The sequence below is a fragment of the Sphingomonas sp. DBB INV C78 genome, from assembly GCF_042693015.1.
Taxonomy (GTDB): domain Bacteria; phylum Pseudomonadota; class Alphaproteobacteria; order Sphingomonadales; family Sphingomonadaceae; genus Sphingomonas_E.
The window spans coordinates 3,865,264-3,878,458 of sequence record NZ_CP170544.1 but is presented as its reverse complement, the minus strand read 5'-3'; the positions used below and the strand labels follow the sequence as shown (position 1 = coordinate 3,878,458).

The following is a 13,195-nucleotide window of genomic DNA, read 5'->3' as shown; positions in this document are numbered from 1 at the left end:
CATGGCCGCGCGCTCGGAGTCCTGCGATCGAAGCGTGGCGCTTTACGCTAAGATTACGCCATCAATCCTTGAACAAGGTCACGGGGATCGCCTCGCCCATCGCGCGATAGCCGGCGGCCGACGGGTGGATGCCGTCGCCCGAGTCATAATCGGCGCGCAGCCGATCGGGTTTGTTGGGGTCGCGCACCACCGCGTCGAAATCCACCACGGCGTCGAAATTGCCCTTGGCGCGGATCCAGCGGTTGATGGTCTGGCGATCGGCCTCGGCTGCCGCATCGGGACGGTAATAAGCGAAGGCGCCATAAGGCAGGATGGTGGCGCCGATCACGCGGATGCCGCGGGCGCGGGCGCGCTCGATGATCTGGCCATAGGCCGCGATCATGCGGTGGACGCGGTCGGCACGCACTTCCGGCGTGGCATTGCCGTCGCGGGAAAGATTGCCGAGATCGTTCACGCCTTCCAGCACGATCAGGTAACGCACGCCCGGCTGGGCCAGCACGTCGCGATCGAGCCGGGCGAGCGCGTTGGGGCCGGTGCCGTCCGCCAGCAGGCGGTTGCCGCTGATCCCCTGGTTCAGCACCGCCAGATGCCCCGTCCGCACCGATGCCTGCAGCCGTTCCGCCAGCACGTCCGGCCAGCGATTATTCGCGTCATTGGTCGCGCCGATACCGTCGGTGATCGAATCCCCCAAGGCGACGATCGCGGCGCCCCGATCCGCCTCCACGTCCACGCCGGCGAGCTGATACCAGCGATCCACCTGCTTCGCGCCGGGCAGGTCGGCGGCATCCACCTGATTGCCGCGGGCGATGAAGGATGTGGCGATCGATGCCGTATGCGCGCTCTGCTGGGCCGGGGCCTCGGGCAGATGGAAGCTGACGGTGACGCTGGCGAGCGGGCCGGCCTTCAGCGCCACGGGATCGGAAAGATAGGTGGCGCCCGCCGGCACCGTCACTTCGGTCCGGCCGGAAAAGGTGACGGGGCGGCCGCTGGCGGTGTCGATCCGCGCCGATCCCGCTTCTCCGAGCGCGACATACACGCGCGAGAAACGCAGCGGCGCGGTGCCGAAGCTGTTGGAAAGCCGCAACCGGATACGATCGCCGCCCGCCGACAGCCGCACCGTTTGGCGCAAGGTCACGTCGCGCATGTCCGCGGCATCCAGCGCATTGCGCTCGTCGGGGATCTGCTGCGCGGCGGCCCAGCTGCCGATCCATTTCGGATCGCGCGCCGCACCCGCCGGGCTGGTCGCGATGGCCAGCGACAGGACGGCAATCAATACCCGCTTGATCATCGGACACCCTTCAACGTCGCCAGCGCGCCATGTTCGGCCAATGCCCGCATATGGCGGTTGAGGATTGTTCGGAAGCCCTGATCGGCAGCGAGCCGGGGCGGAAAGACCGCGTCCACGGTCAGGAGCGCGGCCACCTGGTCCTCGGGCGACAGGGCGCCGGCGAGGCGCGCGGCGGTGATCGCGGCCAGCGGATCGTCGACGACGAAGCTGTTGCCAGCATCGTCGCGGCCGCTCTGCCAGCGCATCCACGCCGCCACCGCCAGCGCCATCCGCTCGATCGGCAAACCGCGCTCCAGCCGGGCCATGATCGGGCTCAGCAGCCGCTGCGGCAGCTTCTGCGATCCGTCCATCGCGATCTGGCGGGTGCGGTGCTGGAGTGAGGGATTGGCGAAGCGGCTCATCAGCGCTTCGCGATAAGCGGCGATGTTCAGCCCCGAAGGTGGGGACAAGGTGGTCGCGGCTTCATCCCACAGCCCTTCCACAAAGGCGCGGCCCGGATCGAGCGCGACGAACTGGTGGACGAACTCCACACCGGCAAGCCCGCCCAGATAGGCGATGCCCGAATGCGCACCGTTCAACAGACGCAACTTCGCCTCCTCCCAGGGGGCAACAGAATTGGTGAGCTGGGCGCCTAGCCCCGCAAAATCCGGCCGCTCGCCGGCGAAGCGATCCTCGATCACCCATTGGCTGAAGGGCTCGGCCTTCACCATCGCGCGGTCCTCGACCCGCAGCCGTTCGGCGAGTGCGGTTATGTCGGCCGGCTGGGTGGCGGGGACGATGCGGTCGATCATCGTCTCCGGGAAGGCGCCATGCTCGGCGATCCAGTCGCGCAGGCGAGGATCGTGATGCGCCGCGATCGCCAGCACCGCATCGCGCAGGCGCGAGCCATTGTGCGGCAGATTGTCGCAGGACATAGCGGTGAACGGCTGCAATCCTGCCGCACGCCTTTGTGCAAGCGCCGCCACCAGAAATCCGGGCGCGGTGCGCGGGCGCTCCAGGCTGGCGAGGTCGGCCGCGACATCCGCGTCGTCGATCAGCAGCGCGCCCGTCGCGGGATCGAGCTTGTAGCCCTTCTCGGTCACCGTCAGCGTCGCGATATGCGTGTCCGCGCTGGCGAGCGCCGACACCAGCCGGGCCGGATCTTCGGGCGCCACCAGCACGTCACGGACGGCGCCGATCACGCGGATCTGTTCGTTGCTGCCATCACGCACGACCAGCGAATAGAGCCCGTCCTGCGGCGCCATCTGCTCGCGCACCGCGGTCGAGCGAAGCGATGCGGCTGTAATCCCCCAGCGCCGGTCGCCCGAACGCAGTGCCGCGTCGAAATAACTCGCCTGATGCGCACGGTGGAAAGCACCGATGCCCAGATGGACGACGCCGGTGGTGATGGCCTGGCGGTCGTAAGTGGGGCGAGGGACGTTGGTGGGGAGTGTGGGGAGAGTTTTGTTTGAGAGGCGCTCCATCAAATCCTCCCCGAGCTTGTCTCGGGGAGGGGGACCATGCGCAGCATGGTGGAGGGGCAATGTCCCGCCCTACCCCTCCACCACCGGCCTGCGGCCGGCGGTCCCCAGTGACGGGTCGATCGTGCCCCCGGCACGATCTTGGATTGCCGGGGGCAATCCAACCCGTCACTCCAAGCAAGCTTGGGGAGGATTTCGGAGTGCTCCCTCACAACCGATACGCCTTCTTCACCAGATCATAAGCCAGCGCGCGCGCCACCTCGTGCGCCTCATCCTCCTCCAGCCGATGTTCGGCGACCAGCCGAGCGAGGAATGCGCAATCCATCCGCCGCGCGACATCATGCCGCGCGGGGATCGACAGGAAGGCGCGGGTGTCGTCGTTGAAGCCGACCGTGTTGTAGAAGCCGGCAGTCTCCGTCACCTGCTCGCGGAACCGGCGCATCCCTTCCGGGCTGTCGTGGAACCACCAGGGCGGGCCGAGGCGCAGCGCGGGATAATGGCCCGCCAGCGGCGCCAGTTCACGCGCATAGCTCGTCTCGTCGAGCGTGAAGAGAATGATCGTCAGATCGCGCTCATTACCATAGGCGTCGAGCAGCGGCTTCAGCGCCTCGACATAACCGGTGGGGATCGGAATATCGGCGCCCTTGTCGCGGCCGAAGCGGGCGGCAAGCGCGGGATTGTGGCTGCGATGCACGCCGGGATGGATCTGCATCACCATGCCGTCGTCCAGGCTCATCCGCGCCATTTCGGTCAGCATCTGGGCGCGGAACAGCTCGGCCTCGGCAGGCGTCACCGCGCCGGCGCGCACTTTGGCATAAAGTGCCTCGGCGTCGGCATGGCCCAGATTGGCGGTGCGGGCGCTCGGATGGCCATGGTCGGTCGAAGTCGCCCCAGCCTCGCGGAAATAGGCCCGGCGGTTCTGATGCGCGCGCAGATAGCCAGCATAGGTCGAAACGTCCTCGCGCGCGATTTCGCCGAAGCGGATCAGATTATCGGCAAAGCCCGGATTCTCGGGGTCCATCACCGGATCGGGGCGATAGGCCGTGATCACACGGCCGGCCCAGCCGCTGTCGCGGATCGCGCGATGATGTTCGAGCGGGTCGATCGGGCTCTCGGTCGTCGCGATCGCCTCGATGTTGAACCGCTCGAACAAGGCGCGGGGCCGGAAGGCGGGCGTCTTCAGCGCCGCATCGATCACATCATAATAATGGTCGGCGGTGGCAGGCTCCAGCCGCACCTCGATCCCGAAAATTTCGGCGAATACCCAGTCGAGCCAGGCGCGCGAGGGCGTGCCGCGGAACAGATGATAATGTTCCGCCAGCAGCCGCCAGATCGCGCGCGGATCGCCGGCCGTCGCACTACCGTCCACCGTCGGTACGCCCAGCGTGTCGAGGCCGATGCCCTGGCTGTAGAGCATGCGGAACACATAATGATCGGGCACGATCAGCAATTGCGCGGGGTCGGCGAAGGGCTCGTCATAAGCGAACCAGGCCGGATCGGTGTGGCCGTGCGGGCTGATGATCGGCAGGTCGCGGATCGGTTCGTACAGCGCACGGGCGATCGCGCGGGTGCGCTCGTCGGCGGGGAAAAGGCGGTCGGGATGGAGGCGAAGTGATTTAGCCATGACGCGACTCATTGATACCGGTGTCAATAACCTGATAGCGCGGATTATCCGGTCAGCGCCAGATGCTCTTCACCATGGATTCTGTCTAAACCTGGCTCTCAATCACCCACATAGACCGTCTTGATCTGGGTGTAGAATTCGACCGCCGCAAAGCCCTGCTCGCGCGCGCCATAGCTCGAGCCGCGGGTCCCCCCGAACGGCACATGATAGTCGACCCCCGCAGTCGGCAGATTGACCATCACCATGCCGGCCCGCACCTTCCTCCGGAAATCCCGCGCATGTTTCAGCGATGTCGTGACGATCCCCGCCGACAGCCCGAAATTGCCGCGATTGGCGATCTCCAGCGCCTCGTCATAATTGCCGACACGGATCGTCGAGACGACGGGGCCGAACACTTCCTCATTGTTGATCCGCATGTCGGGATTGGTGTCGGCGATCACCGCAGGGCTCATGAAATAGCCCGGCGTCGCGAGGCTCAGCCGCTCGCCGCCCGTCACCAGCCGCCCGCCTTCGCCCGTCGCGATCCCGACATAGCGCAGATTCTGCTCGAACTGCGTCTCGCTCGACGCCGGGCCGACCTGTGTCGCCGGATCAAGCGCCGGGCCGACCTTCAGCGCCTTCGCTTTTTCGGCGAGCGCTGCGACGAAGCGATCGTGGATCGCATCCTCGACGATCACCCGGCTCGAAGCGGTGCAGCGCTGCCCGGTCTGAAAGAAGCCGCCGTCGAGCGCGATGGCGACGGCGCGGTCGAGATCGGCATCGGCGAGGACGACCAGCGGGTTCTTGCCGCCCATCTCAAGCTGCACCCGCGCCTGCCGCGCCATCGCGGCCATGCCGACCTTCGCGCCCACCCCCTGCGATCCGGTGAAGGATATGCCGGCGACATCGGGATGGTCGACCAGTGCCGATCCGACCCCGCCCTGGCCGAGCACCATGTTGAACACGCCGGCCGGCGCGCCGCATTCATGGATGATCATTGCCAGCGCATGGGCGATCGCCGGCGTCGGATTGGCCGGCTTCAGCACCACGGCATTGCCGAAGGCGAGCGCCGGTGCCGTCTTCCAGGCGGGGATCGCGATCGGGAAGTTCCAGGGGGTGATCAGCCCATAGACGCCGACCGCCTCGCGATAGGTCGAGACATCGAGGCCGGGCCGGGTCGATTCCAGCGTCTGACCATGGCGGCGCAGCGCCTCCCCGCCGAAATAGCGGAAGATGCGCGCGGCGCGCATCACCTCGCCGGTCGCTTCGGCGCGCGTCTTGCCCTCCTCGCGCGCCAGCAATTTGCCAAGCTCGGCCGCGCGCACCATCAGCGTCGCGCCCACCTTGTCGAGCAGGTCGGCGCGCAGCTCGGGCGACGCGGCGGCCCAAGCGGGCTGCGCGGCCTTTGCGGCTTCGACCGCAGCCGCCACCTCCGCGTCGCCGCCAGCCGGATAACTCGCGACCACATCATTGGTGTCGGACGGATTGACGCTGTCGAAGGGGGTATCCGCCTCGACCTCGACGCCATTGATGAAATGGGTAAGTTTCATGCTGGCTGCCCTTTTCGAGACCTTGATCCTTATCGCCGGTCGCTGGGATACACCCGGCGGATCAAAGTCATCAATCCGGGGCCATGGCCGCAAGCAAGGTCTGAATCGGCACGAAGGCGAAGGCGACCGAGCTGTCGGCAACGCCATAGGGCAGGAAGAGCAGGTCGCCGTGGAGCAGCGCGCCGCAGGTATAGACCACGTTCGGAACATAGCCCTCGCGATCCTCGTCCGCAGCCGACAGCAAGGGCTGCACGGTGCGGCCGATGATCTTCGACGGATCATCCTTATCGAGCAGCACCGCGCCGATCGAATATTTGCGCATCGCGCCGACGCCATGGGTGAGGAGCAGCCAGCCTTCATCCAGCTCGATCGGTGCGCCACAATTGCCGATCTGCACCATCTCCCACGGATAATGGGGCGTGAGCAGGATTTCGCCTTCGTCCCAATGGTCGATCCGGTCGGATTTGATGAGGAACAGATTCTCGCCGTCCTGCCGGCCGATCATCATATATTGGCCGCCGATCGTGCGCGGAAACAAAGCCATCCCCTTGTTGCGCGCGGCCGTGCCTTCGATCGCTTCCATGCGGAAGGTGCGGAAATCATGGGTGCGGAGGAATTCGGACCGGATCGAGCGGCCATCATAAGCGGTGTAGGTGCCGATCCATTCGACCTGGCCATTGTCGTGGGTGAAATGGACCAGCCGCAAATCCTCGACCCCGCTGCTCTGCGCGGCGGTGATCGGGAAGATCAATGTGCCCGAAATGGTCGAATCCGCCTGGCGGTGGATCTGCACCGCTCCATTGGGGGCGGGATCGCCGGGCTCGGCTCCGGCTGTGGTGCAGAAGGGCGGTTCCGGCGCCAGCTCGAAATGCATGCCGGGCGAAAGGATGCCCTCGCGAAAGGCGATCGAGCTGATATGGCCTTCGCCCACCGCCCGCAGCGACAGGATCACCCGCTGCGATCCTTCGGTCAGGCCCGACTGGTCGGGATGCGGGACGATGCTGGGGTTCATCAGCGCGGCGGCGGCATAGCTATATTCGTGGCAGAAATAGGCGCCGATCAGCTGCTGCTTGACCGGCGATATCTGCATCCCGTCCAGCTTGAGCGCCTGCTCGATCTGGCCGTAGCGCTGGTTGAAGACATTGCGGGTTTGCCAGTGACGCGCCTCGAAATCGCGGAGCACCAGCGCCAGTTCAGCCTCTGCGTCGACGTCGCAGAGTGCGAGCACCTGGCGCACGATCCGGCCGACGCGGCCGGCGCCGGGATTGGCCGGATCGACAGGAATATGGAAGGGCCGCACCACGACGCGGGAGGCATCGGCGCTCAGCCGCAGCGGCGTATGAATCAGATCGAGCAGAATGGCCGCTTACTCCTCGCGCCGCGCCGGGATCCAATCCCCGCAAGTCCCAATACCTTCGAAGCTAAGATACGCGGCCCTAGACCGCGACCGCCCCCGCTTCGGGTCGTTCGGGACTGTCCGACGCTGCCAGGCCGGACTGCGCCATGGCGCAGGCGGCAAGCTGGAAGGCCAGCACCGATTCCGCACCCGTATTAAGATTCACGCCGTCGCGCATCAATCCATCAAAACAGCTTCCGTCGGCTGCGGAAGCAATCGGCTGGCCGAGGTCGTTGTCGCCCAGATACCACCGCCAGGCGCGCTGCGCGGCCGCATGCCAGACAGGATCGCGCGTCGCCGTCCAGGCGGTAAGCGCGGCATCGACCATCGCCCAGGCCTCCAGCGGCTGCTGGTCATAGGGCAAGGGCGGGGCGAAGGGACGGTTGAAGCTTTCGCTGCCGACCGCGCGGAAATGGCCGTCCTCGCAGGTCTGGATGCGATCGAGCCAGCCGAGCGCCTCAAGGCCGGCGCCGTGCATAGCGGCATCGTCGAGCACCATACCCGCCCGGATCAAAGCTTCCGCGATACGGGCATTGTCATAGCCGAGCGTCGGTTCAAACCACACCCAGTCCGGCCGGCGCACGGCGGCCAGTGCCGCGGCCAGGCGCTTGCCGACGGTTTCGATGATGTGCTGAGCCATCGCGTGGCCCGGCTGGCCTTCGAGCAGGGCTTCGGCCCCCAACAGCGCGAAGGCGGAACTGCGCAGGTTGTGGAAGCTCAGCGCATGGGGTGCAGCCTCGTTGAACAGATTATGCGCCCAACGCCGCAGATCCGGCCGGCGCGCCTCCGCGGCGGTGACGCCGACCGCCCATAGCGCGCGGCCACAACTGTCCTCCGATCCCGCTTCCTCCAGCCATTGCCGGTCATAGCTCATGAAGTTGCGGAAGGCGGCGCGATCGGGGTTCCAGGCATGTTGCACGAAGGAGGCGTATATCGTCGCCAGCGCCTCGCTGCGTTCGCCGCGCGCATCACCCAGCCGGTGCATCAGGATCAGCGCGCGAGCATTGTCGTCGACGCAATAGCCATGGCGGCGATCGGGCACGCTGAACACCGAATGCTGCAAGATGCCGCAATGATCGGTCAGTCGTTCGACGGCGGCGAGACGCGGCGCGATCCGATCGCCGCGGCCGGCGACCGGTAGGCGGAGCGGACGGGGCGCCCGCGCGCTATCGAAGATGTCGAGATAGGCGTCCGCCACGCGACGCCAGATCATGCTGCGGCCGACCTCATAAGCGCGGCAGCGCATGGCTTCACGCGCGGCGTCATCGTCGAGCAGGCCGGTGATGGCGCGGGCGAAGGCGGCGCTGTCACCGAAGGGGGCGAGCAGGCCGACGCCATTGGCGAGCAGTTCGGCGGCATGCCAATAAGGCGTCGAGACCACCGGCTTGCCGAGGCCGACGGCGTAGGACAGCGTGCCCGATGTGATCTGCGCCTCGTTCAGATAGGGCGTCACATAGATGTCGACGGCCTCGAGATAATCGAGCAGCCGTTCGGTCTCGGTGAATTCGTTGACGAAGCGGACATGCGCCTCGACGCCCAGTTCGCGGGCAAGCGCGGCCAGCCGGTCGCGATAGGCCTCGCCCTGTTGGGCGACGAGTTGCGGGTGCGACGCGCCGAGGATGACGTAAAGCGTGTCGGGATGGCCCGCGACGATCGCCGGCAGCGCCCGGATCATCGTCTCGATCCCCTTGTTCGGGGACAGGAGGCCGAACGTCAGCAGCACCTTGCGGCCCTCAAAGCCGAAGCGCGCCTTCGCCACGTCGATATCGGCAAGCGGGCGATCGGGCACGCCATGGGGGATGACCATGATCCGCGCCGGCGCGATGCCATGGACGCGTTCCAGGATCTGCCGGCCCTTTTCGGCCATGACGATCAGACGCGATGCCCGGCGGGCCAGCGCGTCGATGACGAAGCGCTGCTCGGGGCTGGGATCGGTGAGGATGGTGTGCAGCGTCACGACCAGCGGCAGATCGACACGTTCGATCAGGCGCAGCAGATGCGCGCCGGCGCTTCCGCCGAAAATGCCATATTCATGCTGGACGCAGAGCAGTTCGGCGCCGCTCTGGTTGATGCGGCGCGCAGCCGCGCGATAATCGGCGAGGTCGGCCTGGCCGATCTGGCAGACCACTTCGGGTGGATAAGCGTGGAGACCGCCGGGTTCGTCCATGGCGAACACGTCGGCAATCAGATCGGGCCGGGCAGAGACCAAAGCGGCACGAAGATCGGCGGTGAACGTGGCGATACCGCACATGCGAGGCGGATGATTGCCGATCAGCGCAATATGACGGGTCTGCTTGCCGGTTGTTACCATCGGCACCTCGCTGCGTTGCAATGCAAATCAAAAGGCGGCCGCGATCCGACTCGCCACGATACAAAGCCAATTGAATGGTATGTTAAATGCGCAGCAGGGGGAAAGGTTTCTGGCATTTGCGATGAAAATTTTGTTGCAATGCAGCGAAAGGCCCGCGAATCGCGGCGGTTAGCGGCCGGCGGTCTGTGCGAGCGTGATCAGCGCCGGAATGTCGAGATGTTCCTCCAACATCGCGGCGATGGCATCGAGCGCTGCATCGACCCTGACATGATGATCGCCACCGCTGCTGGCCACGCCGATCCGTTCGAGCAACGCGGCACGCAAGCCCGGCTCGGCAAGCAGGCCATGCACATAGCTGCCCATCACCAGACCGTCCGCGGACAGGGCGCCATCGGCGCGGCCGTCGTCGAGCTGCGCGAAGGGACGGGCGGAATCGGGGCCGGTCGTCTCGCCCATATGCATTTCATAGCCCGAGAAGCGCCCGCCGAACGCCTCGCCCGAAACCTGCCGGAGCGCCTTGGCAGGCTGGAAGATGGTGTCGATCTGGAGCAGCCCCAGCCCCGCGACCTTTCCGGCCTCCCCCTCGATGCCATTCGGGTCAGCGATGCTCCGCCCCAGCATCTGATAGCCACCGCACAAGCCAAGGATCGGCTTGCCTTGGCGATGATGCGCGAGGATGTCCACGTCCCAGCCGAAGCTGCGGAGCGCGGCGAGATCGGCGATGGTCGCCTTCGATCCTGCGATGACGATCAGCGCCGCTCCGCCGGGGATCGGCTGGCCGGGCGGCACCATCACCAGTTCGACGCCGGGTTCGTGGCGCAGCGGATCGAGATCGTCGAAATTGGAGATGCGCGGCAGGATGGGGCAGGCGATCATCAGACGCTTGCCTTCGCGGCCGCGCACCCGCTCCAGGATCACCGCATCCTCGCTCGGCAGCATGCGGGCGTCGGCCAGCCAGGGCACGACGCCGAAGCCGCGCCAGCCGGACAACTGCTCGATGGAGCGATAGCCATCGTCGAACAGGGCCAGGCGCCCGCGGAACTTGTTGATGATGAAGCCATGGATCATCGCCGCGTCGGCAGGCGCGACCACCTGGCTGGTGCCGACCACGGCCGCGATCACCCCGCCGCGATCGATATCGCCGACCAGCACCACGGGCACGCCGGCGGCGCGAGCGAAGCCCATATTGGCGATGTCACCGGCGCGCAGGTTGATCTCCGCAGGTGATCCCGCGCCTTCGACGACGACGATATCGCATTGGGCGCGGAGCCGCTGATAGCTTTCCAGCACCTCGGGCAGCAGCGGCCGGCGGCCTTCGCGGAAATTCTCCGCGCCCAGCGTGCCGCGCACCTTGCCATGGACGATCAGTTGCGACGTGTGATCGGCCTGGGGCTTCAGCAGCACCGGGTTCATGTCGGTATGCGGTTCGACTCTGCACGCCATCGCCTGCGTCGCCTGCGCGCGGCCGATCTCGCCGCCATCGACCGTCACCGCGGCATTGTTGGACATATTCTGCGGCTTGAACGGCCGGACGGTGAGGCCACGATTGGCGAAGGCCCGGCACAGCCCGGCGACCAGCACCGACTTGCCGACATCCGATCCCGTGCCCTGCAGCATTAGAGCGCCCATATGAAACCTCCAGCAAGTGCCCAGAGCAGCAGGCAGGCGCGACCATAAAGCGCGAGAGCGCGTCGGATGTCGGCGGCATTGGCATCCGCCCGTCCATCGCCGATCCAGGGTTTGTCGTGAACGATCCCGCCATAGGCGATCGGCCCGGCCAGCCGAAGCTGGAGCGCGCCGGCCATCGCCGCTTCCGGCCAGCCCGAATTGGGGGACGCATGATTGGCATGATCGCGCCATAACGTGCGCCAGCCACCCCAATCGGCCACGCACAGCAGCAGACCGGCGAGGCGGGCGGGGATGAAGTTGAGCGCATCGTCCGTCCGCGCCGCGGCCCAGCCGAAGGCACGCCAGCGTTCCTCCTTATGGCCGATCAGGCTGTCGGCGGTGTTGATCGCCTTGTAGGTCCAGATGCCGGGCAGCCCGAGCAGCAGCAGGAAGACAAGCGGCGCGGCAACGCCGTCGCAGAAGCTTTCGGCGAGGCTTTCGATCGCGGCGCGGGCGATGCCGGGCTCGTCCAGTTGCGCGGTATCGCGGCCGACGATCATGTTGACGGCGCCGCGAGCGCCTTCCAAATCTCCGGTAGCGAGCCGATCGGCCACGGGCCGAACATGATCGTAGAGGCTGCGCTGGGCGAGCCCCGGCGCGGCCGCGATCGCCACGCCGATCCAGCCCCAGCGGCCCAGCCACGTCCACAGCGCCTGCTCGATCGCGAGCGCCAGCAGGAAAGTGCCGGAGCCGAGCAGGATGACCAGCAGGACGCCGGCCGCGCGGCGGAAGGATACCGCCAATTCGGGGCGGTTCCAGCGGCGCTCGCCGGCCTCGATAATATGCGCGAACAGCGTCACGGGGTGGCCTATCCGTCGATAGAGCGCGTGCGGCCAGCCGATCACGGCGTCGATCGCCAGCGCTGCGAGCGCGGTCGGCTCAACCATGCGTCAGCGCCCGCTCCAGCCGGGCGAGCGCTTCATCGTCCCCCGGCACGCCGAGCCGAAGCCAGCGCGGCTGATGATCGAAGGGGCGGGTGAGGATGCCCTGCTGCGCCAATCGGAAGAAAAGCTCTGGGGCATTGTCCACATCGAGCAACCGGAACAGCGGGCAGTTTCCGATAGGATCGAAGCCGTGGCGATGCAGCATGGCATCGAGCAGCGCGGCCCGTTCCTCAAGCCCGCGCCGCGTGGCGGCAATCCATTCGCGGTCGCGATAGGCCGCAGCGCCGATGCTGATCGCCGCGGCCGACAGCGGCCAACTGCCCAGCCTTTGCCGCAGTGGCGCCAGCCGGTCGGGCGCCCCCGTCAGAAAACCGAGCCGGACGCCGGCGAGGCCGAAAAACTTGCCGAAGGACCGCAGCACCAGAATGTTCGCGCCGGCGGCAACATGCGGCAGCACGCTTGCCGCGGGGGCCGCATCGGCGAAGGCCTCATCGACGATCAGCCATCCCCCACGCACCGCGAGGCTTTCCGCCACGGCCAGCAGATCCTCGGGACGCAGTAGGCGGCCATCGGGATTGTTGGGGTTGGCGATCAGGATCGTCCCGCCTTGCCGCGTCTCATCCAAAAGCGCGTCGGCCGGGATGGCGCGGCTGTCGGGCAGCGCCTCTCCGTGGGTGGCATAGGCTGGAGCGACATGGCGGAAGGGGGCGGGGAGGTCCAGCATCGGCAGCAGGCGCAGGCCGAGTTCCGAGCCGGGCAGCGCACAGACATCCGACGGCGCGACCCCGAAATGCGCGGCCGCGGCCTCTTCCAGCCCCGTGAGGGCGCCCGGATCGGGCAAGGCACGCCAGTCGATCGGCCCGGCCTTGGCAGCATCCCATCCGTTCGGATTGATCCCGGTCGAAAGATCGAGCCAGGGCATAAGCGCGTCCGGAAAGGCCGACCGGGCATGGTCCAGCCGGCCGCCATGGACCGTCCATTTTTCCATCGAAACCGGATGTTCGCCCGTCGTCACCCGCCGGGCCATAGAGCGCT

At 66.8% G+C, this 13,195-nt stretch carries 9 protein-coding genes; all 9 read right to left on the bottom strand.

Going from position 1 to position 13,195, the window contains the following annotated elements:
- Positions 1-61 precede the first annotated feature (61 nt).
- Positions 62-1,288: an SGNH/GDSL hydrolase family protein gene (locus ACFB49_RS18330; protein WP_380872742.1), complete on the bottom strand. Its 1,227-nt coding sequence runs from the start codon at positions 1,286-1,288 to the stop codon at positions 62-64.
- Positions 1,285-2,751, bottom strand: a complete 1,467-nt coding sequence (locus ACFB49_RS18325; protein ID WP_380872741.1) for a mannitol dehydrogenase family protein — start codon at positions 2,749-2,751, stop codon at positions 1,285-1,287. Before ACFB49_RS18325 ends, ACFB49_RS18330 begins: the two co-directional genes overlap by 4 nt.
- A 205-nt stretch (positions 2,752-2,956) precedes the next feature.
- Positions 2,957-4,372: a glucuronate isomerase gene (uxaC, locus tag ACFB49_RS18320; RefSeq protein WP_380872740.1), complete on the bottom strand. Its 1,416-nt coding sequence runs from the start codon at positions 4,370-4,372 to the stop codon at positions 2,957-2,959.
- A 98-nt stretch (positions 4,373-4,470) separates the two neighbouring features.
- A complete protein-coding gene (locus tag ACFB49_RS18315; protein ID WP_380872739.1) occupies positions 4,471-5,901 on the bottom strand; it encodes an aldehyde dehydrogenase family protein in 1,431 nt (476 codons plus the stop codon).
- Between the two features lie 70 nt (positions 5,902-5,971).
- Positions 5,972-7,204 carry a glycoside hydrolase family 130 protein gene (locus tag ACFB49_RS18310; RefSeq protein WP_380872738.1) on the bottom strand — a complete coding sequence of 411 codons (1,233 nt, stop codon included), beginning with the start codon at positions 7,202-7,204 and terminating at the stop codon, positions 5,972-5,974.
- Positions 7,205-7,337: 133 nt separating this feature from the next.
- Positions 7,338-9,608: a glycosyltransferase family 4 protein gene (locus ACFB49_RS18305; protein ID WP_380872736.1), complete on the bottom strand. Its 2,271-nt coding sequence runs from the start codon at positions 9,606-9,608 to the stop codon at positions 7,338-7,340.
- 168 nt (positions 9,609-9,776) lie between these two features.
- A complete protein-coding gene (locus tag ACFB49_RS18300; protein ID WP_380872735.1) occupies positions 9,777-11,237 on the bottom strand; it encodes a cobyric acid synthase in 1,461 nt (486 codons plus the stop codon).
- Positions 11,225-12,163 carry an adenosylcobinamide-phosphate synthase CbiB gene (gene cbiB / locus ACFB49_RS18295; protein WP_380872734.1) on the bottom strand — a complete coding sequence of 313 codons (939 nt, stop codon included), beginning with the start codon at positions 12,161-12,163 and terminating at the stop codon, positions 11,225-11,227. The genes ACFB49_RS18300 and cbiB overlap by 13 nt, the downstream gene beginning before the upstream one ends.
- The gene (gene cobD / locus ACFB49_RS18290; RefSeq protein ID WP_380872733.1) at positions 12,156-13,187 is read right to left on the bottom strand and encodes a threonine-phosphate decarboxylase CobD; all 1,032 of its coding nucleotides are present in this window, start codon (positions 13,185-13,187) and stop codon (positions 12,156-12,158) included. Before cobD ends, cbiB begins: the two co-directional genes overlap by 8 nt.
- Positions 13,188-13,195: the final 8 nt, after the last annotated feature.

What these genes read in the sequence shown, in the direction of transcription:
- ACFB49_RS18330 (WP_380872742.1), bottom strand. Translation starts at nt 1,288, where the DNA reads ATGATCAAGCGGGTATTGATTGCCGTCCTGTCGCTGGCCATCGCGACC.
- uxaC (WP_380872740.1), bottom strand. Translation starts at nt 4,372, where the DNA reads ATGGCTAAATCACTTCGCCTCCATCCCGACCGCCTTTTCCCCGCCGAC.
- ACFB49_RS18305 (WP_380872736.1), bottom strand. Translation starts at nt 9,608, where the DNA reads ATGGTAACAACCGGCAAGCAGACCCGTCATATTGCGCTGATCGGCAAT.
- ACFB49_RS18300 (WP_380872735.1), bottom strand. Translation starts at nt 11,237, where the DNA reads ATGGGCGCTCTAATGCTGCAGGGCACGGGATCGGATGTCGGCAAGTCG.
- cbiB (WP_380872734.1), bottom strand. Translation starts at nt 12,163, where the DNA reads ATGGTTGAGCCGACCGCGCTCGCAGCGCTGGCGATCGACGCCGTGATC.
- ACFB49_RS18315 (WP_380872739.1), bottom strand. Translation starts at nt 5,901, where the DNA reads ATGAAACTTACCCATTTCATCAATGGCGTCGAGGTCGAGGCGGATACC.
- ACFB49_RS18325 (WP_380872741.1), bottom strand. Translation starts at nt 2,751, where the DNA reads ATGGAGCGCCTCTCAAACAAAACTCTCCCCACACTCCCCACCAACGTC.
- cobD (WP_380872733.1), bottom strand. Translation starts at nt 13,187, where the DNA reads ATGGCCCGGCGGGTGACGACGGGCGAACATCCGGTTTCGATGGAAAAA.